The following is a 19465-nucleotide window of genomic DNA, read 5'->3' as shown; positions in this document are numbered from 1 at the left end:
TCCGTCATTGCAGGCAGGACAGGCTTTTGAGGTTAAGAGCGGATAACCGGACCACACCACGTGTGCGGCCCCCACCCCGAAGCGGAGTCAGACGTCGGCACGCACCATTGACTAGCGTGGCGGTATGCGGACGTTCAGTCAGGTCGACGTGTTCACCGACGAGTTCATGAAGGGCAACGCGCTCGCTGTCGTGCACGACGCGGAGGGCCTGTCCACGGAGGAGATGGCGGCGTTCGCGAACTGGACGAACCTCGCCGAGACGACATTCCTCCTGCCGCCTGAGGACCCTGCCGCCGACTACCGGGTGAGGATCTTCACGGTGAGCCGCGAGCTGCCGTTCGCGGGCCATCCGACGCTCGGCTCGGCGCACGCGTGGCTGGCCGCCGGGCACACCCCGCGCGACCCCGACCGGCTGGTGCAGGAGTGCGGCGCCGGCCTCGTGGAGGTGCGTCGCGACGAGTCGCGGCTCGCGTTCGCCGCCCCGCCACTGCTGCGCGGCGGTCCGGTGGAGGACCACACCGCCCTGGCCGCGGCCCTGGCGATCGCGCCGGAGGAGATCGCCGGCGCGCAGTGGGCCGACAACGGACCGGGCTGGGTGGCGGTGCTGCTGCACTCCGCCGAGGCCGTGCTCGCGGTGCGGCCCGACTACCAGCGGTTCGGCGAGTTCACCGGCATCGGCCTGGTCGGGCCGCATCCCGACGGGGGCGAGGCCGCGTTCGAGGTGCGGGCGTTCGTGAACGAGGGCGGCCGGTTCGAGGAGGACCCGGTGACGGGCAGCCTCAACGCCTCGATCGCCCAGTGGCTCATCCCGGCGGGGATCGCCCAGCCGAGGTACGTCGCGGCGCAGGGCACCGCGCTCGGCCGCAAGGGCCGGGTCCACCTCGTCCAGGACGGCGGCGAGATCTGGGTCGGCGGGAACTCCGTGCTCGGCATCACCGGAAGGGTGACCCTGTGATCGTCCTTTGAGGACCGCTACCCGCTCTGCGGGCCTTCAAACGTTGTTCTTGATCCGCTTCGGATGACACAATTCGACCGTGGTCGCGGTTTCCAGCTGGTTGCGTTCACCGTGCCCCGCGCTCGTCATCGACGCTTCCGGTGCGGTGCACAGCATGAACGACGCCGCAAAGTCCCTGTTCCCCCAGCGGATCGCCCCGCACTGGCGGCACGGCGAGACCGTGAGCGTCGCGGAACGCAGCTATGCCGTGCACCGGGCCGACAACGAGGACGGCTCCGCCACCTGGTGGCTGCTGGACGAGACGGACCTGCTGCTGGAACGCGAGCGGGCCGCGCTGCTGACGCGGATGTCCGGCGCCCTGATGATGTCCCTCAACCCCGAGCGGTGCATGACCGTCGTGGCCGAGCTGGCCGCCGCCCACCTCGCGGACGAGGTGCTGGTGATCGCGCCGCCGTCGGTCGACGGGCACCCCGTCACGCGCTGCCGCCGGGGTGAGCCGCCCACGTACGAGCTGCGGCACGTCGACGTCGAGGCGGTGGCGGGGCTCAGCGAGGTGCTGCGCGGCTTCCCGCCCGTGCCGTCGCAGTGGATCGACCCGGCCGTGGCGCCGGAGTGGCTGGCCCGGGACGTGTCGTCGATCGTGGTGACGCCCCTGCCCGGTCACGGCGTGCCCGCCGGGGCGTTGATCCTGATGAGGCGGGGTGAGCGGTTCAGCGAGGGCGAGGAGGCGTTCGCGCGGCTGTTCGCCTCCCGTGCGGGCGTGGCGATCTCGGCGGCGAGCCTGTTCACCCAGCAGGCCGTGATCACCGAACGGCTGACCCGCGACCTGCTGCCGCCCGCGCTGCGCCGCTACGAGCACGTCGAACTGGCCGGTCGCTACCGCGCGTCTGGCGACACCGAACATGTCGGCGGCGACTTCTACGACGTCCACGAACTGCCGGACGACCAGCTGTTCGTCGTGCTCGGCGACGTCTGCGGCAAGGGTCTCGACGCGGCGGCGCAGACCGGCAAGGTCCGCACGGCCGTGCACGCGCTCCTGCAGGTCGTGACCGACCACGACAAGATGCTGCACGCCCTCAACCAGGCGCTGCTCACGACGGACGAGTCGCGTTTCATCACCACCGTCGTCGGCACCGTCCGCCCGGTGGACGAGGGCCTGCACGTCACGCTGACCTCGGGCGGGCACCTGCCACCGCTGATCGTGCGGGCCAGCGGCGCCGTCGAGGTGGCCGCCACCAAGGGCACGCTCGTCGGCATCCTGCCGCGGATCGTAACGGCGACGGACGAGGTCGTGCTGGCGCCGGGCGACTCGTGCCTGCTCTACACCGACGGCATCACCGAGGCCTGCGGCGGCCCGCTCGGCGACGAGGAGTTCGGCGAGGACCGGCTGCGCCGCGCGTTGACGGGCTGCGGCGGCATGCCGGCCGAGGCGCTCGTCGAACACGTGCACATGCTCGCCTCGCACTGGATCGGCGGAGGAGCACACGACGACATGGCGGTTCTCGCGATCACCGCGCCGCGCAGGAGGACCTCGTGAAGGCCGTCGACGACCTGTGGGAGGCGGTGCTCGACCGCGACGAGCACCGCGCGACCGACGTGGTGCTCGCCGCCGCCGAGGACCACGGCCACGAGGTCGTGCTGCTCGACGTGATCGGCGCCGTGCAGCAGCGGGTCGGCCGGGAGTGGGCGGCGAACCGGATCAGCGTGGCCCAGGAGCACGCGATCACCGCGATCAACGATCGCGCGGTCACCGCGTTGTCGATCACGAGGCCCCGGCGGCAACCCGTGCACGGCCGCGTGACGGTGGCGTGCGTGGACGGCGAGTGGCACGCGCTGCCCGCCCGCCTGCTCGCGGAAGTGCTGTCGGCACGCGGTTTCGCCGTCGACTACCTCGGCGCGCAGGTGCCGGCGCCACACCTGATCACGTACCTGCACCGCACCGGGCCGGACGTGGTCGCGCTGTCCAGTTCGATCGCGACGAGGCTGCCCGCCGCGCACGCCACGATGACGGCCTGCCAGGCGACGGGCGTGCCGGTGATGGTGGGCGGGGCGGCGTTCGGCACGGACGGCGGGCACGCGAAGCGGTTCGGCGCGAACGCGTGGGCCGCCGACGCCCGGTCGGCCGCGGACATGCTCATGTCTCAGACGTTGTCGCGACCCTCCGCGCCGCACCAGCCGATCGACGACCTGCCGCACCTCGCCGACCAGGAGTACACGCTGGTGTCACGCAGCGCACGCGACCTGGTGCGCTCGGTGTACCGCGAGCTCGAAGAGTGCCTGCCCGCCATGAAGTCCTATAGCGACGAACAGCGTCAGCACACCGCCGAAGACCTCGCCCACATCGTAGAGTTCCTCGCCACGGCCCTGTACATGAACGACGACGCGCTGTTCCACACGTTCCTGTCGTGGACCGGTCAAGTGCTCGACGCCCGCGGTGTGCCGAGCCGGGTCATGGAACCGACGCTGGACCTGCTCGCCGCGCAGCTGCGTGATTTCCCACGGGCACAACGGATGCTCAAGCTGCGGTCCTGCGCAGACGCACAGTAGTCCTGTGTGGACGGACGCGTGGCGTGCCCGTCCGATAGCGCTTCGTGTTGTCACGTTTCTTTGTCCGCGACAGCCTTGTGCTCAATAGATTCGAAATGTTTTCATCTCCGCCATGGAGATGGGGACGTTGACGCCGCTCGCGGCATACGCGGTGGCATGCCTGGGTTCCGTCTTGGGCCTTCTCTCCGCCGAACGTGCCCGGCACGCCAACAGGACGACGCGCAACTGGTGGATCGCCGTGGCCGCGGTGTCCATCGGCGGACTCGGCATCTGGGGCATGCACTTCACCGCGATGCTCGGCACGTGGATGGGCGCGAACGTCTCCTACGACATCCCCATCACGTTGCTGAGCATGCTCGTCGCCATCGTGGTGGTCGCCGCCGGACTCTTCCTGGTGCGCCGCTACGGCATCAACGGCGACACGCGCTTCTGGCCGCTGGCCGCGGGTGGCCTCGTCACCGGCCTCGGCGTCGCCGCGATGCACTACACCGGCATGGCCGCGATCGTGATCAACGCGGACGTCTCCTACAACCCCGGCATCGTGGCGCTCTCCGTCGTGATCGCCGTGGTCGCCTCCACCGTCGCCCTCTGGTTCACCCGCAAGGTGAGCGGTTTCGCGGCCGTCATCGGCGCCGCACTGGTGATGGGCGTCGCCGTCACGGGCATGCACTACACCGGCATGTACGCCATGAGCATGGCGCACGACCACAGCGCGTCGATCGTCGTCGGCAACTCCCAGGAGCTGATCACGTCGCTGATCATCGGCGGGGCCGGCGTCAGCGTCGTCATCATCTTCCTGCTCGCCCTCACGTCCTCGGACGAGGAGAGCCGCGAGGAAGCCGAGCTCCTCGACCGCGTGATGCGGCGCACCAGCCAGGGCTGAGCCCTACCCCCAGCGCCCTACCCCCAGCGCCCTACCCCCAGCGCCCTACCCCCAGCGCCCTACCCCCAGCGCCCTACCCCCAGCGTCCTACCTCAGGTGCACGAGCACCATCCCGTCGTTGCCGGGAGCCGTCTCGACGCGCCGGTAGAGCTTCTTCACGTGCGGCTGCTTCAGCATCGCCAGCACGCGGCTCCTGAGCTTGCCCGACCCCTTGCCCGTGATGATCTCGACCAGTGGCACCTGCTGCCCGGCCGCGCGGAACAGCGCGGCACGGATCGCCTGCGCGATGTCCTGGTCGCTGCGGAAGATCGGGTGCAGGTCGACGGTCAGCTTGTCCGGCACACCACTCATTCTGCCTGACCTGGCATGAGTTCCGTGCACGGTAACGCCCGCGCGAAAGCCTCCGATCTGACTCCTGCGAAGTCAACTCGGGAGGCATGCTTGACAGGCACCGGCTTCACCTTCGACCCGGCCGCGATCTCGGAGCTCGTCTCCACGATCGCCTCGCTCAGGGACGATCTCGAGGCGCGCACCGGAGGCCACCACGACCTTCCCGCCGACGTCAGCGGTGACCACCGCGTGAGCGCGGCGGTGGACGAGTTCTCGTCGAACTGGCGTGACGTACGCGCGCGCGTCATCGAGAACCTTGACCGGTGCCTCGACGCGCTGCGGGACACCGCCACCACCTACGAGCTCGTCGAGAACGAGGTCCGGCAGTCGGTCGGGGGCGCGCAGTGAGCTGGGACGCGTTGGGGCACGACGACCCGGTGCCGGGTGATCCGGCCGGTGTCCAGCAGGTCGCCCACCGCTTGGGCGCGGTGAGCCTGGGTGTCACCGAAGCGTCCGAGCGGCTGGACGCGATCAACCGCGGCCTCTCCCGCGCGCAGTGGACCGGCGCCGCCGCCGAGGCATTCGGCAGGAGCGTCGCCGACCTGGTGCCGGACCTGCGCAAGCTCAGCACCTCCTTCGCCCTCGCCGAGTCCGCGCTGGTGCGCTACGCCGACGAGCTGGAGAGCGCACAACGGACCGCCGCCCAAGCCGAGACGAACGCCCGCGAAGCCGGCACCGAACGCACGGGAGCGTTGGCGCGCAAGGCAGCCGCAGATCAGGAGAGCGCGCAGCACCGCCGGACCGCCCACGCCGCACTGGTCGCCTTGACGGCCGCACGGACGGCCCAGACGCTCGCCGCCGCCACCGGGGACGTCGCCGGCGCGGCGCGGGAGCAGGCACGGGCCGAGCAGAGCGAGGCACAACGGGTGCGGGCCACTGCCTCCGAGGCCGCCGCGCGTGGCCGCTCGGGTGTCGCGGCCGGGCAGATCGCGGGCGCCGAGGCACGGCAGCAGGCCGCCCGGCGGCTCGCGGAGTCGGCGCGGGAGGTGCGGGAGCACGCGGGGCGGCGCGCCGCGGCCGAGATCGACGACGCGAGTGACGCGGGGATCCAGAACAAGAACATCGGCGACCACGTCGGTGAGTGGTGGAACGGGGTGGTGCGCTCCCCCGAGTTCGACCACTTCCTCAACGTGCTGGACAAGTTCAGCGACGTGCTGCTCGACGTCGCACCGCTGATGCCGATCATCTGCGCTGTCGGCGGCGGGCTTCTGGGCATCGCCGGTGGTCCTGCCGGCATCGCGGCCGGTATCGCCGGTGGGTTCAAAACCGGCGTCGCCGTGGGCAACGCCATGGGCGTGGCTGCCGTCTTGACCAAGGCCGCGGTACTCGGCGGCCGAGCCGAGCAGCAGCGGACCGGGGTTCGCGGTGGTGACGCGGTGGCAGCGGCTACGTGGAAGCTCGCGGGGGCGGCGGCGACGATGGTGGCGGGCAGGATGCGCCTCGGCGCCTCCGACGACCTCCAGTCGCTCGGAGGCCCGGTCAAACGGATCCTGTCGTACGAGGACAACCGCCATCTAAGCGGCCATGCGCGCACCATCCTGCACGAGACCGTCACAGTGGCACCCAAGCCTTCCAACGCCCTCGACGCCGCGAAGATCACCGCTAAGGCCTATGACGGCTTGGAAGGCGTCGAGTCGAGCGTGCGGGACACCGAGAAATCGGTCGGCAAGCTCGGGGACGGCCCCACGAGCGATGCTCAGATGCTCCGAGATGCCAAGGAGGAGTCCGCCGAGGACTTCGCGGATGGCGCCCACCACGTCGCAGTGCGCACACTGCTCGGAAAGTAGGGGAACCTTCATGACCTCCGCCGTGACGCGGTCCGTCAGCATCCGAATGCCGCGCGGCTGGCTGGAGATCGACCCGCGCAACCCCGACGTCACCGCCGAACTCACCCGCACGGCGAGGGAGCAGTGGGGCGACGGCGTCGACGCGGAACGGATCGCGCGGCACGTGGCACCGATGGCGTCCGGGCTGCGCGCGCTGGCCGACGAGACGGGGCTCGTGCTCGCCGGGTTCTACGCGGACTTCCTCGGCGACGAGGACACCCCGTTGTTGCTGACCGCCAACGCCACGCTCGCGATCTCGCCTCCGGTCAGCATCACCGACCTGCGGCACGACCTGTACGCGCGCTCGGCGGAGAAGATCAGCATCCGCACGGTCGACCTGCCCGCGGGCGAGGGCGTGCTGGCGACGTGCGAGGTCGACCTCCGCCGCACCGGGTGGACCGGTAGCGGGCTGCTGCACCGCTACTTCGTGCCGGTGCCCGACAGCAGCCGGTTCGCCGTGCTGTCGCTGTTCACGCCGAACCGCGATCTCGCCGACCTGTTCGCGGACGTGTTCGGCGCGATCGCGGAGTCGTTGCGCTTCGACTAGCGCGGTACCTGCCCGAGGACCATGTCACCGTCCAGCACGAGGTAGGCGCGTCCCGGCGGGTTCGAGAAGCCCGCCGGGCGCGGTACCTTCACGCCCAGCGCCGTCGTGCCGCCAGGGGGCGACAGCAGTACGCCCGCCCGAGCGGCCACCAGTCTCTTCATCAGCTCGTTGCCGTACGGCGCCATGCCGGCCCGTTCGACGTCGACCGCTCCGACCAGGACCGGCGCCCGCACCAACGCGGCGTCGTCGGCCGCGAGGTCGGCGTCGTCCACGACCACAACGTCCACATCGGACGGAAGGTCTTCCGCGGAGACCAGGTCGATGCCGTGCGCCACCGCGTTCGCGTACGCGGGCGACTTGCGGCCACCGACCAGGACCACGCGCAAGCCCGACCTGGCAAGGGAGATCGCGATCGAGCAGACCGCCGTGCTGCGGCCGGACCTGCGTGGTCCCGCGACGAGCAGGGTGCGGTGCTCGCGCAGCACGTCCACGCCGACGGCGGCGAGCCTGTCCCCCGCCACACCCAGCACCGCGTGGCCGCGACCGTCCACAGCGGACATGACGGGGTGGTCGAGGGAGAGGTCCTCCGGCAACGGGTCGACGGTGATCGGCGCCGACCGCATCGAGGTCGACCGAGCCCGTGCCGCGTCGGCGGCGGCGATCACGACGTCGCGCTGCGACTGACCCGCCAGCAACGGTGCCTGCACCTCGGAGCGGTCCTCGATCCAGACACCGCGCCCCGCCGGGTTGCCGACGGTCGTGCGCCTGCTCGGCAGACCCACCGTGCCGCCCCGCGAGTCGTCGGTCAGCGCGAGCACCAGCCGGTGCGGGCACAGTTCGAGCAGCTTCTGCTTGGCCTCGGACTCGCGCAGCGCCACGCACGCCGTCAAGCCCGCGGCGACGCCCCGGCGCAGGAGCCGCAGCACTCGGTCGGTGCGGTCGTAGTCGTCCATCAGCACTTCCGGCCCGTCGACGAGCAGCACCAGGTGCGGTGGCCCGTCACCTCCGGTGGCCCACAGTTCGGCGACGCTCGAGGCTCCCCTGCGCGCGAGCAACGACAGGCGCTCGTCCACCTCGGCCTCGAGCCGCGTGAGCAGCCGGTCGACGCGCCAGGTCTGGTCCGCGTCGACGGCCACACCGCAGTGCGGCGCCGACGCCAGCGCGCCCGCGAGCCCGCGGTACGAGTCGATGACGTGCAGGTGCACCTCGTCCGGGCTGTTGGTGTCCATCAGCCCGACCGCCATCGCCCGCAACGCGCTGGTGCGGCCGGACTGGGCGGCACCGACGACCGCGAGGTGGCCGGTGCCCAACGGCAAGGTCAACGGCCGGTGCGCCTGCTCCGCGAGGACTTCCTGCACACCGATCGGCAGCTGGTGGCGTGTCAGCAGGATCTCGTCGAGGCCGACGACTTCCGGCAGAGGGTCGACCCACGTCGCGAACGGCGGGGTGAGCCCGTCGGCCGCCTCCCTGATCGCCTCCACGAGGTCGTCCACGTCGGTCCGGGACGCGCTCGTCACGTCGCCGTCGCGCATCGGCACGTCGGTCTGCCACCACTCCCGCGGGTGCAGCAGCGTGTTCGCGGCCTCCGACTCCACCACCGGGGAGGACGAGAAAGCGGTCTGCACCTCGTGCAGCACGCTGGAGCGCAGGATGAACGCGCGCCCGCGCTGGTGCTGCCCGATTGCGGCCGCGTGGGGCTTCCCGATGATGTCCGTGCTCTCCGCGCGTTCCTCGACCCGCAGGCACACGCGCAGGGCCACGTTGCCGGTGATCTTGCCCGCGACGTCGCCGGGCAGCTGAGTGGCGAGGACGAGGTGCACACCGAGCGTCGCGCCGGTGCGGGCGACCGAGATGAGCTCGTCGACCGCCTGGTCCAGGCGGGCGTTCAGCTCGGCGAGCTCGTCGACCACCACGACGAGCCGCGGGAACGGGGGCAGCGCGGGGTTCACCGACGCCTTGGCGCGGTACTCCGCGATGTTCTCCGCGTTCGCCGACCGGAGCTGCCGCTGCCGTCGTTCCAGCTCGGCCCGCAGCACGGCCAGCACCCGCGTGGGATCACCGCTGAGGTTGTCGGCCACGCCGACGACGTGCGGGAGCTGGGACAGCCGCCGCACGGTCGCGCCGCCCTTGTAGTCGATGAACAGGAAGTTGAGCTGTTCCGGGGTGCTCACCGCGGCGAGACCGGTGATCAGCGTGACCAAGAACCCGCTCTTGCCCGCGTGGGTCGTTCCCACGACGACCGCGTGCGGGCCGTCGCGCACGATGTCCAGCACGAAGTTCCCCGTGCTGGACACACCGACGCACACCGCGGTCTCCGCCGGCTTGAGCCGCCACGCCGCGCGCACGGCTTCCGCGTCCGGTTTGCCGATGAGGTCCCGCGACCGCACGATCTCCGGTAGCGCACCGCCGGTGCGCTGGCCGACCACGCGCAACGGCGCGAGGCTGCGCGCCACCCGTTCGGCATCGGCACGGGACACCCGCTCCGGTGCGAACGGCAGCGGGTCGTCGCGGTCCCGTCGCAGCACGCCACCGGCGAGATCGAGCACGGCACGGCAGACCGACGGCAACTGGTGTGCCGCGCCGTCCACACAGAGGAACCGCAGGCCGGCCTCCGGTCCGCGGTCCAGCAGATCGGTGACGCCGGGGACGCGCAGCAGTTCCGACGCGCCCACCAGCACGACCACGTGCTGGGGTGCGACGGTGGACTCGCGGTCCTGGACCAGGTCGAGCAACGCGCCCACGAGCGGCTCCACCTGCTCGGCACGCCACGCGGCCCGCAGTTCCCCGGAGCTGGCCTTCACGTGCGGTAGCCAGCGCGCCCACCCGAGGTCGTCCACTCCCGGTGCGATCACGGCGATCCGCAGCTCGTCCGGTCCGTGCAGGACAGCCGACTGGACGAGCAGGGCGTTGACCACCGGGATGGTCTGGTGCGGCATGCCCGCGACACCCAACGCGGGCTGGTCGGCCAGCGACAGACCCAGGGGCGCACCGGTAAGCACCGGGATCTCGCACCCGGCGGGCTCGTCGCGCAGCCGTGCGGACGTCTTCCGGTTCGTCGTGCCGAGCCGCAGGTGCAGCCAGTCGTCGTCGAGGCGTTGCCGTTGCCACAGGCGGTGATCCCGATCCGCCCCGACGGCGATCAGGCTCGCTGTGGAAGGAAGTGTGGCGTGCAGGTGCGCGCTTTCCTCGTCGGCCGCGGCCTGCAGTTCGGTCCTGCGCACCTCCACCTTGGCCTCGTGCGCGGCGAGCCGGGCAGCCGTCTGCCTGCGGTGGGATCTCTTGTACCACCAGCGCATCCCGAACGTGCCGATCAGCCCGACCGCGATCGAGATCAGCACGTAACCGAGGTGGCGGGAGATGAACAGCGCACCCACAGCGAGTGCCGCGGTGCCCAGCAACGGCACGAGCATCGGGAAATCGTTCTCCTGCAACGGCTCCGGCTCGCGCGGGAAGTCGATCTGGGCACCGGCCCACGGTCTGGGCCGCACCCTCGGCGCGCGGGCCACCCGCAGGCCGCCCTCACCGTCGTCCTCGACCTCGGCGGGGCGGAACCCCGTCCGGTCCACCACCAGCCTCGTGCCGCCGGCCTGCACGTACTCGTCCGGACCGACCACCTGCTCGCCCTTGACCTCACGGCCGGAGACGAAGGTGTGGTTGCGGGAGCCCAGGTCTGCGACCCGCGCGGTCCGCCCGTCCCACCGCAGTTCGCAGTGCAGGCGGGAGACGTCGAGGTCGGCGAGGTCGACGTCCACTTCGGACCCGCGGCCGACCCTGACCGGGACACCGGGCCTCAGCGGTACCGCGAGATCGGTGTCCTCACCGGAGATCACCCGCAACACCGCGCCGGACGCGGCCGGCCGCCGGGCGAAGGACGGTTCCGTCGTGACGACCGCGCCGTTCTTGAGCGGTGACGTGGAAACTCGTTGGGCCGGGTCGAGCGGGAGGCCGTCGACCAGCGGCGCACCACCGCCGCGCAGCTCCGCGCGCAGGAGGTGGAGAACGTCACCCACCAGGTCGCCGGCCTCGCACTCGAGCACCACGTCCCGCGCGGAGAACCCGTTCTCCTGAACGGTCATGCGGACCCGCATCCACCACCTCCGGTCGTCGCAAGGCATATCGCCACAAGGGTTCCTGGCGCTACGCTCCTCGCGTGTCACAACCGGAGAACTTTCCCGAGATCCCGGACATCCAGCTCACGCGGGTGCTGGGCAGCGGCGGTTTCGCCACGGTGTACGAGGGTTTCCAGCACCAGTTCGACCGGCGCGCCGCGGTGAAGGTCTTCCGCGCCGGCGCCCGCGACCGCCACACCCGCGCCCAGTTCGAGGCGGAGTGCAAGTCGGTCGGCAAGGTGTCCGGGCTGAACGTCGTGACGGTGCACTCCCACGGGTTCGTCCCGGTCACCGCGCAGCCGTACCTCGTGATGGAGCTGTGCCAGGGATCGTTGCGCGACAGGGTGGTCCGCTCCGGGCCGCTGCCGCCCTCCGAGGTCGCCGAGATCGGGCACCTGCTCGCCGCGACGCTGGCTGAGCTGCACGGCAAGGGCCTGGTGCACCTCGACGTGACGCCCGGCAACGTCCTGTTCCTGGACGGGCGTCCGCTGCTCTCCGACTTCGGTCTGTGCGCCGATTCCCAGGCGGGCCAGGACGACGAGCAGCTCGCGAACTGGGAACACGCTGCGCCGGAGCTGTGGAAGAACGAGCCGAGCGCATTCTCCGACGTGTACGGGCTCGGCTCCACCCTCTACTACGCACTGGCAGGCACTGTCGCGTTTCCCCTGAACAACGGCGAGAGCGACATCGTGGCGAGGCACCGGGCTCTCTCCGGGGTGCTTCCCCAGATCCACGATCCCGCTGTGCCGCAACGACTCGTCGACCTGCTCGGCGAGATGATGACCCCCGAACCCGCGAACCAGCGCCCTGACGCGGGCACCGCCTCGATCCGGCTGGCCGAGTTCGCGGTCGAGGTCACGCCGGCACCGCGAGTGGTGCGGGAGACCAGCGCGCGTCCCCTCGCGGACCACGACGGGGCTGCCGGCGTCCCGATGCAACCCGGGACGAGGGTTCGTCCCGGATCGGCAAAGCCCGCCGAGATCCCCAAGCGAGGCAAGGGCGTCGTCATCGCGGCAAGTGTGCTCGGCGTCCTGGTGCTCGGCGCGGCCACCCTTCTCCTGTGGCCCAGCGACGACGCCGCCACTCCGGCGCAGCCTTCGTCCAGCGCCCCCGCGGGTTACACCATCACCTTGGCGCCGCCCGTGGACGAAGGCGAGTCCGTCCGTCTGCGGTGGACCGGCCCGGCAGGCCTGGACTACGCCGTCGTGGTGGCCAAGGAGGGTGAGTCCGAGCCGAAGACCACGCTTGTCGCCCGGGACACGAGCTACACGGCGGAGATCGACCCGCAGGCGCGGTACTGCTTCTCGATCCAGGGCACCGACGGACAGCAGACCGTGGAGAGCGACCCGATCGGCGTCCGCGGTGCCAGTTGCCGGAACTGAGGGTCATCGCCTCCGCGCCGGCGCGACGGCGGCGCGGAGGCGAACCTTCCGCGGCAGCACCCGCACGCCCTTGCGCACCGAACCCACCACCTGCCAGGCGCGTTCGACGTGCCGGGAGTCCGGCGGGCGGCCGGACCACAGGGCGTGGTCGACCACACCGCCCAGTTCGCTGAGCTCGTGGCCCACTCGTGGGTCGAGGACGTCCGCCGTCTCGCGGGCGATCTCGCGCATGGTCATACCCGTGGTGACGGGCAAACCGTGCTCTCGCAACACGTCGTGCACTTCCTGTGCCGCGCCGACCACCGCCTTGCGCGGATCTCCGCGTCGGCGCGTCCGCCTGCGGAGCACCTTCGTCAAAGGGACGGCGAGACCGGCGAGGAGCAGGAGCGCGGCCAGCACGATCGCGGTGATCAGCCACCAGTCCGTCGACTCCGGCGCCGGGGGCGTGGGCAGTGCGGGCGTTGTGGACTGGACCTGGTCCTGCTTGATGGTGTCGCTGGCGTCGGGGATCTTCTGCTGTTCCGGTGGTTTCGGCTTGGCGGCGTCCTGTTTGACCGCCGCCACCGTGCCACTCGGATCGAGGGGAACCCAGCCGACCCCCGCGACCGCGATCTCGGGCCACGCGAAAGCGTCCTTGTTGCGCACCACGCGGTGGCCGTCACCGTCGAGCGCCTCGGCGCCGCGGTCGCGGAAGCCCACCGCGAGCCGGGCGGGAATCCCCCGCAGCCGCGCGAGAACGACGTACGCCGACGCGAACTGCTCGGTGGTGCCGCGCTTGGCGGCGGTGAGGAAGTGCAGGAGCTGCGGGTACGCCCTGCCGGTGGGCAGGTCGTCGCCTTCCGCGACCTTGTAGTTGTCCTGGAACCACTTCTCCATCACGAGTGCGCTCGCGAACGACGGTCCGGCGTCCCCCACGGCGTCCTTCGCCAGCGCGTCGAGCCCTTCCGGGACGTCGCTCAGGCCGGCGGACTGCGCGTCCAGCGAGTACGACGCGTAGTCCTCCGGACGCGTCTGCGGGGCACGCCACCGCAGTTCATAGGTTCCGGTGGTGGCGGCGGTGATCAGTACACCGGTCTCCGGGTCCACCGCCGGGGCCAGCCCCGTGACGGCCGCGGTCCGCGACTGGGTCGGCAGCCACAGCGGCGCGGCGGCGTCACGGATGATCGTGGCATGTGCGAGACGGGTCGGCACGGTGACCGCGGGGTCGGCGGGGAGTTCGGCGCCCAGGGCGCGGAAACCGTTGTCGCGGTACCAGGTCACGCCGTCGAACCGGTCGAAAACGGCGAGCGTCCACCTGTCGACCTCGGCCTGGCTCCGGACCCGGAACACGGCCTGTTCGGGGTCGGCCAGCCGTCCGCCCATCTCGTCGAGCGGGTTGACGAGCGCGGCCGGCAGTTCCGGTGGCTTCTGCTCGTCGTGCAACGACATCGGCGTGCCCAGCGCGGGCAGCAGCACACCCGCGGCGACCAGCGCGACCGCCGTCGCTGCCGCCGCCGTCGCCCGCAAGGTCGTCCGCGACAGGACGGCCGAACCGAGCACAAGGCCGGCGACCGCCCCGTAGGCCAGGGCCCACGCGACGGCGTCCGCGCCCTTCATGGCCACGAAGGCCTGCGCCAGCACCAGCACGCCGGCGCTCGGCAGAAGGGCGAGCAGAGGTCCGTTGCGGCGCAGCAGTTCCAGCCCCAGCACACAGGCCAGCAGGACGAGCACCGGCACGAACAGGACCAGCCGGGGTTCGGGACGCGCCGGCCACGTGCTCTCCAGGGCGGCACGCCACCCGTTGAGCACGCCGTCGCCGAACACCGCGAAGTCGCCGAGTCCGGGCACACCCCGGGCGACGACCACCTCGAACACCACGACCAGGCCGGCCACGAGCACGAGCGCCGGGCGCCAGGTCGCGACCGAGGGCTTGCGCGTCACGAGTTCGTCGGCCAGCACCGCGACGACGGCCACGCCGGCCAGCGGCAGGATCAGCGCGCCCAGACTGAAGACAGGCGCGAACAGCAGGCCCGCGACCACTGCCGCCGCCACGACGCCCCAGGCGCCGACTCGCGTTCTCATCCCCGGCCTCCCCGGTTCCACAGGGCCACAGCCGAGGCCGCGTCCGCCGCGACGATCCTCCGCACCCCGGCGTGGTTCTCGGCCGCCGGATCGCCGGCCAGGTCGATCACCGTGGTCGTCGCACCCCAGCGCGTCAGCGAGGCGATCACGTCCGGTGCCGGGCGATGTGACACGAACACCAGGTGGCCGGCGGACCCTCCGCCGAGGCCGTCGAGCCGGAAGCCCTCCGCGGACTGGCCGACCTCGCTCAGCACCTCGAGGATCTTCCGGCTGCCCACCGCACCTCCCGTGGTGCCGACGTCCGCACCGGTCGCCATGCGCACCCTCGTGTGCAGGTCGTCGAGCGCGGACGCGTGGGCCAGCGAGGCCGCCACCTCCACGGCCGCCTCGAACAGATCGGGTTCGAACACCTCGGCGCGGTCGTCCAGCACGACGGTGCAGCGCACCTCGTCCGGATCGACCATGTCCCGCACCATGAGCTTGCCGGTGCGCGCGGACGCCTTCCAGTGCACGTGCCGCGGTTCGTCCCCGGTGACGTACTCCCGAAGCGACCGCAACTCGGCGGCGCCGCGCTGAGACGTCAGCTCGACCAGTCCCTCGTGGCTGTGCTTGCGCACGCCCGCCGCGACACTTCCGGCCGCGTGCAGCCGTGGATGCACGTGCAGGACGGACGTCTCACCCTTCAGCACCCGGTTGCGCGCCAGCCCGAAGGCGTCCTCGCGCTCGAACGCGACGGGTCCGATGACCAGCCTGCCGCGCCTGCGCGTCGGGAGCGAGTAGGTGTGCCGCGACGACCTGCCCGGTGCCAGCCCCGGCACCGGGATCATCTCCTCGGCGTCGTCGCGGCGGTCCCGGGCCACCACGGCGGGCGATCGTCGTGACGTGGTGTTGCGCACGACGATCTGGGCCACCGCGGCCTGGCCTGCCTCCACCCACGCGGGATGGATGTCGCGTTCGGGTTCGACGTCGACCTTGCCGCTCGTCACCGCCAGGGACGCGAGAACCGCGGCCGCGCCGGCAACACCGAGCAACAGCACCAGCGGATGTCCGAAGTGGACTCCCCAAGTTCCCAGCGCCACCGAGGACAGGCCGAGTCCGATGCCCCGGGCGGTGAGTCTCATCGGCGGATTCCTACCGGGTTGATCTTCCCGAGCACCGACCGGACCACGTCCGAGGCGGTCCGGCGGGCGAGTTCCGCCTCCGGCGTGAGGATGAGCCGGTGCTCGAACACGGCGTGCGCGACCTGCTTCACGTCGTCGACCACCACGAAGTCCCTGTTCTCGATGGACGCCCACGCACGTGCGGCACGGAGGAGCGCGACGCTGCCTCGCGGGCTGACGCCGTGCAGGACGTCGGCGTGCTCCCGCGTGGCCGTGGCGAGCTGCACGATGTACGCGCACACGTCCGAATCCGCGTGCACCCGTCGCACGCCCTCGATTGCCATGGCCAGGTCACGCAGGTCCACGACGGACTGCAGGCGGTCCGGCGTCATCTGCTCGCTGTCGGCCAGCAGCACCTGCACCTCGGCGTGCGGCTGCGGGTAGCCCATCGACACACGCATCAGGAACCGGTCGAGCTGCGCCTCCGGCAGCCGGTAGGTGCCGGACAGCTCGATCGGGTTCTGCGTGCCCACCACCATGAACGGCCGCTCCAGCGGGTAGCGCTGCCGGTCGTTGGTCACCTGGCGCTCGGCCATGACCTCGAGCAGCGCCGACTGGGTCTTCGGGGTCGCGCGGTTGATCTCGTCGGCGAGCACGATGTTCGCGAACACCGGGCCGGGGTGGAAGCGGAACTCACCCTCGCCCTGGTGGTACATCGAGGTACCCGTGATGTCGGACGGCAGCAGGTCCGGCGTGAACTGAATGCGACTCCAGCTGCCGTGCACGCTGCGCGCGATGCAGTGAGCCAGCGTGGTCTTGCCGAGGCCCGGTTTGTCCTCGATCAGCACGTGTCCCTCGGCCAGCAACGCCGTGAGCACGAGCCGCACCACGTCGGGCTTGCCGTGGATGACCCGCTGCACGTTGGCGGCGATCCGGTTGTACACGACGGCCGGGTTGGTGGCGGCGTCCATGACGTGACCGTCCTTTTCAGACTCTGATTACCAGACAATGACGTTCGACGGGACACCGTCGACCCTTGCCGCGACCTGTCTGCCGCCATAGCCGTAGAAGCACACCGCGCTGCTCGCTGCGCCACTTCCGTTGGTGCGCAACGTGTAGTTCCAGTAGCTCGCTCCCGGCGGTGAGTCGCAGTCGACCCGGAAGGTCGCGTTGGGGGCGAAATTGCGCACTTCGATCTGGACGAAGTTGCACGGGGGTCCGCACTCTCCTGGCCGAGAGGTCGATGCGCCCTTGGACACCGTGACCGTGCGCGGCGGTGGCGGCGGGTCGTTGGTGCGTACGGACGCGTGTCCGCTCGCCGGTCCCCTGCCGTAGGAGTTGCTGCCCTCGACGTAGATGTCGTAAGTCGTCGCGTAGGCGAGGCCGCCGACCGTGATTCCTTGTGCCCCAGCACATCCACCGGTCCACCTCGTGGCGCCGTTGAACACGACGTGGCACGTGACGGCACCACTGCCGCGCGTGTCGACGTTGACGTTCACCGTGATCTGCCGGTCACCCGACGATCCGGCGCCGGTGAGGTGCACCAGCGGCGAGGTGCCGGGCGTCGCGGTGGTCGTGGCGGTGGCGCCGGTCGCCTGCGGACCCGAGGTCCTGCCCTGCTCCCGCGTCAGCGCGTGCACGGTCATGGTGCGCGCGGTGCCGTTGGCCAGGCCGGTGTAGGTGGTGGACGTCGTGGTGACCGTCCGGCTCGGCACACCGTTGCCCGCGACGACGTAGCCGACGAGATCGCCGCCGCCGAGATCGGGTTCGGTCCAGGCCAGCGCGAGCGTGCCGTCCCCCGGCGTCGCGGTGAACGCTCCCGGTGCCGCGGCGGGCTCGTACGGCGTGACGGAGTTGCTCTCGGGCGACTCCTTGCCGGTGAGCCCGAGGTCGTTCGTCGCCGTGACCTTGAACGTGTGCTGCTGGCCCACCTGCAGCACACCGGCGGCGATCGTCGCGTTCGTGCCGGTGCTCGGCTGCGCGGGCGATGTGCTGCCGTCGGCTCCCGTCGCCGTCACGGAGTACGAGGTCACGTCGTGGCCCTGGCCGTCTGCGGCCTGCCACGTCACGTTCACCGAACCGTCCGCGGCGGCCTCGGCACGCACGTCCGACGGCTCCCCCGGGATCTCCGAGCTCGGTTTGACCGGTGACGAGTCGGTGGTCGGCCCGCTGCCCGCGCTGTTGGTGGCGCCGACCGTGAAGACGTAGGTGGAACCGTTGCGCAGCCCGTCGATGCGCGCCGACAGGTCGTTCCCGGCCACGGTCCGCGCACCACTCGTTCCGCTGCCCGCTGTTGTGCGCCACGTGACCTGGTAGCTGCTGATGGCACCGCCGTTGGCGGGCGCGGCGGCCCACGACAGTGACACTTCAGAGTTGCCTGGCTGCGCCGACACGGACGCGGGCGCGCCCGGAGGAGCGGCGGGCTTCGCGGGGTCAGCGGGCTTGGGTGCCGGAGGAGGCGGCGGCAGCTGCGCCTGCGGGGGCACGACCGGAGCCGTCTGCGCCTTCGGCGGGGTCTTGGCGTTCACGTCGACCTGGCTGACCTTGCCGTCGACGTCGACCACCAGCAGCCGTTCGCCGGCCACGTCGTCGACGTACACCCGGCCGTCCTCGCCCCGCGTCATCCGCGAGCGCCCCTTCCCCAGTTCGGTGGTCGACCGGGGCCGGCCGTCCGGACCGAAGGTGAGCAAGCGGTTGCGCGTGTGGTCGAGCACGCTGACGGCTTCCTTCGAGGACACCGGTTTGCTGTAGTCGCCAGGTTCGAGCGCGATCGGCACGGCGGGTGCCGCGGTCCGCCCTGCTCGCATCCCGCTGACGTCGGTCAACAGCAACACGTCCCGGTCCTGGTCCAGCACCGGCAGCCGACCGGCCACACCGTGATCGGCGACCTGGGCGCGTTCGGGCAGCGTGACGCCGAGCTGAACGGCCTTGCCCAGTCCCGATTCCGACAGGACGTGCGCGGCGCCGGACACGACGTCGACGAACACCGCGTCGTCACCGACGACAGACAACGCGCCCGAGTGTCCATCTGGAACGGACGCGGGGCACCGCACGTCGGACTTGTCCCGCTGCAGACGGCACAACGCGCGGTTGTCCTGGCGGTTCACCCACACCGTGCCCTCCGGCGTGGCGACGGGGTGCGTCACCTCGCCGCCGACGGCGACCTTGGTCATGCCCTTGCCGAAGCGCACGATCGTGCCGGCGCGCTGATAGACGAGGTAGGGCCCGCCGACGACCTCGATGCCGACCGGTTCGTCCCCGATGTCGACGGCGACGGAGTCGTCCACGGTCAGCTTGGACTTGCCGAACACGATCACCTTGCGGCCCGACACCAGGTAGACGTCACGATCCCCCTGCACCGCCTGCGATCCAGGATCGGCGTCGACCCCGTCGATCTTGGCGTCGACCTGCTTCGTACCACCGTCGACGTGCAGCAACGCCTTCTGCGCCGCGTTGTAGACCCAATGCCCGACCTGCTGGAACGCGAGGGCGGGCTGCGAGGTCCCGGTGGACAGCACCACGATCACGGTGCCCGCCACCAGCAGTACCGCCGTCCACAACGCCACGACCGTGCGAGAAGCCCTCTTAGCCTTGTCCATGCCCTCGATCTCGTCCCGTCGGTCGCCGCATGACCGCTATAGCGTCGGCAGGGGGCGGACCGTTAC

Annotated in this window: 14 protein-coding genes; 8 read left to right on the top strand and 6 right to left on the bottom strand. The window is 71.2% G+C overall.

The window, feature by feature from the left end; all coding sequences use genetic code 11:
- Nucleotides 1-124: 124 nt before the first annotated feature.
- The 4 genes from IEY88_RS01380 (at nucleotide 125) to IEY88_RS01365 (ending at nucleotide 4385) form a co-directional block, all read left to right on the top strand.
- Nucleotides 125-955 (top strand): PhzF family phenazine biosynthesis protein, encoded by an 831-nt coding sequence (locus tag IEY88_RS01380; protein WP_189152704.1) that lies wholly within the window; start codon nucleotides 125-127, stop codon nucleotides 953-955.
- A gap of 154 nt (nucleotides 956-1109) precedes the next feature.
- Nucleotides 1110-2492, top strand: a complete 1383-nt coding sequence (locus IEY88_RS01375; RefSeq protein WP_189152703.1) for a PP2C family protein-serine/threonine phosphatase — start codon at nucleotides 1110-1112, stop codon at nucleotides 2490-2492.
- Nucleotides 2489-3502, top strand: a complete 1014-nt coding sequence (locus IEY88_RS01370; RefSeq protein WP_229692984.1) for a cobalamin B12-binding domain-containing protein — start codon at nucleotides 2489-2491, stop codon at nucleotides 3500-3502. Before IEY88_RS01375 ends, IEY88_RS01370 begins: the two co-directional genes overlap by 4 nt.
- 112 nt (nucleotides 3503-3614) lie before the next feature.
- Nucleotides 3615-4385: an MHYT domain-containing protein gene (locus IEY88_RS01365; RefSeq protein WP_189152702.1), complete on the top strand. Its 771-nt coding sequence runs from the start codon at nucleotides 3615-3617 to the stop codon at nucleotides 4383-4385.
- Nucleotides 4386-4472: 87 nt separating this feature from the next.
- Here IEY88_RS01365 and IEY88_RS01360 read toward each other — a convergent pair whose 3' ends face one another.
- Nucleotides 4473-4736, bottom strand: coding sequence for a Smr/MutS family protein (locus IEY88_RS01360; protein WP_189152701.1), 264 nt, complete (start codon nucleotides 4734-4736; stop codon nucleotides 4473-4475).
- A gap of 90 nt (nucleotides 4737-4826) precedes the next feature.
- On the opposite strand from IEY88_RS01360, the gene IEY88_RS01355 reads away from it, so the two are divergent.
- Genes IEY88_RS01355 through IEY88_RS01345 form a run of 3 tightly spaced genes read left to right on the top strand, consistent with a single transcriptional unit; the run spans nucleotide 4827 to nucleotide 7148 of the window.
- The gene (locus tag IEY88_RS01355) at nucleotides 4827-5123 is read left to right on the top strand and encodes a hypothetical protein (RefSeq protein WP_189152700.1); all 297 of its coding nucleotides are present in this window, start codon (nucleotides 4827-4829) and stop codon (nucleotides 5121-5123) included.
- Nucleotides 5120-6562 carry a WXG100 family type VII secretion target gene (locus IEY88_RS01350; protein ID WP_189152699.1) on the top strand — a complete coding sequence of 481 codons (1443 nt, stop codon included), beginning with the start codon at nucleotides 5120-5122 and terminating at the stop codon, nucleotides 6560-6562. The genes IEY88_RS01355 and IEY88_RS01350 overlap by 4 nt, the downstream gene beginning before the upstream one ends.
- Nucleotides 6563-6572: 10 nt before the next feature.
- Nucleotides 6573-7148 carry a hypothetical protein gene (locus IEY88_RS01345; RefSeq protein ID WP_189152698.1) on the top strand — a complete coding sequence of 192 codons (576 nt, stop codon included), beginning with the start codon at nucleotides 6573-6575 and terminating at the stop codon, nucleotides 7146-7148.
- On the opposite strand, the gene IEY88_RS01340 is transcribed toward IEY88_RS01345, so the two are convergent.
- Entirely contained in the window at nucleotides 7145-11236 is a 4092-nt protein-coding gene (locus tag IEY88_RS01340; protein WP_189152697.1) for a type VII secretion EssC family protein, read from the bottom strand. The genes IEY88_RS01345 and IEY88_RS01340 overlap by 4 nt on opposite strands.
- A 62-nt stretch (nucleotides 11237-11298) precedes the next feature.
- On the opposite strand from IEY88_RS01340, the gene IEY88_RS01335 reads away from it, so the two are divergent.
- Nucleotides 11299-12639, top strand: a complete 1341-nt coding sequence (locus IEY88_RS01335) for a serine/threonine-protein kinase (RefSeq protein WP_189152696.1) — start codon at nucleotides 11299-11301, stop codon at nucleotides 12637-12639.
- 3 nt (nucleotides 12640-12642) lie between these two features.
- On the opposite strand, the gene IEY88_RS01330 is transcribed toward IEY88_RS01335, so the two are convergent.
- From IEY88_RS01330 to IEY88_RS01315, 4 genes are read right to left on the bottom strand one after another with little or no spacing between them, the layout of a single operon-like run.
- On the bottom strand, nucleotides 12643-14700 hold the full coding sequence (locus IEY88_RS01330) for a transglutaminase TgpA family protein (RefSeq protein ID WP_189152695.1): 2058 nt from the start codon (nucleotides 14698-14700) through the stop codon (nucleotides 12643-12645).
- Entirely contained in the window at nucleotides 14697-15821 is a 1125-nt protein-coding gene (locus IEY88_RS01325; protein ID WP_189152694.1) for a DUF58 domain-containing protein, read from the bottom strand. Before IEY88_RS01325 ends, IEY88_RS01330 begins: the two co-directional genes overlap by 4 nt.
- Entirely contained in the window at nucleotides 15818-16771 is a 954-nt protein-coding gene (locus IEY88_RS01320; protein ID WP_189152693.1) for an AAA family ATPase, read from the bottom strand. The genes IEY88_RS01325 and IEY88_RS01320 overlap by 4 nt, the downstream gene beginning before the upstream one ends.
- A 27-nt stretch (nucleotides 16772-16798) precedes the next feature.
- Entirely contained in the window at nucleotides 16799-19399 is a 2601-nt protein-coding gene (locus IEY88_RS01315; protein ID WP_189152692.1) for a fibronectin type III domain-containing protein, read from the bottom strand.
- Nucleotides 19400-19465 lie beyond the last annotated feature (66 nt).

The sequence above is a fragment of the Lentzea pudingi genome (genome assembly GCF_014646255.1).
In the GTDB taxonomy this organism is placed as follows: Bacteria; Actinomycetota; Actinomycetes; order Mycobacteriales; family Pseudonocardiaceae; genus Lentzea; species Lentzea pudingi.
Note: the sequence above shows the minus strand (reverse complement) of the source record. Positions and strands in the feature narration are given on the sequence as shown.

What these genes read in the sequence shown, in the direction of transcription:
- IEY88_RS01320 (WP_189152693.1), bottom strand. Translation starts at nt 16,771, where the DNA reads ATGGACGCCGCCACCAACCCGGCCGTCGTGTACAACCGGATCGCCGCC.
- IEY88_RS01340 (WP_189152697.1), bottom strand. Translation starts at nt 11,236, where the DNA reads ATGCGGGTCCGCATGACCGTTCAGGAGAACGGGTTCTCCGCGCGGGAC.
- IEY88_RS01360 (WP_189152701.1), bottom strand. Translation starts at nt 4,736, where the DNA reads ATGAGTGGTGTGCCGGACAAGCTGACCGTCGACCTGCACCCGATCTTC.
- IEY88_RS01375 (WP_189152703.1), top strand. Translation starts at nt 1,110, where the DNA reads ATGAACGACGCCGCAAAGTCCCTGTTCCCCCAGCGGATCGCCCCGCAC.
- IEY88_RS01325 (WP_189152694.1), bottom strand. Translation starts at nt 15,821, where the DNA reads ATGAGACTCACCGCCCGGGGCATCGGACTCGGCCTGTCCTCGGTGGCG.
- IEY88_RS01345 (WP_189152698.1), top strand. Translation starts at nt 6,573, where the DNA reads ATGACCTCCGCCGTGACGCGGTCCGTCAGCATCCGAATGCCGCGCGGC.
- IEY88_RS01380 (WP_189152704.1), top strand. Translation starts at nt 125, where the DNA reads ATGCGGACGTTCAGTCAGGTCGACGTGTTCACCGACGAGTTCATGAAG.
- IEY88_RS01315 (WP_189152692.1), bottom strand. Translation starts at nt 19,399, where the DNA reads ATGGACAAGGCTAAGAGGGCTTCTCGCACGGTCGTGGCGTTGTGGACG.
- IEY88_RS01330 (WP_189152695.1), bottom strand. Translation starts at nt 14,700, where the DNA reads ATGAGAACGCGAGTCGGCGCCTGGGGCGTCGTGGCGGCGGCAGTGGTC.
- IEY88_RS01365 (WP_189152702.1), top strand. Translation starts at nt 3,615, where the DNA reads ATGGAGATGGGGACGTTGACGCCGCTCGCGGCATACGCGGTGGCATGC.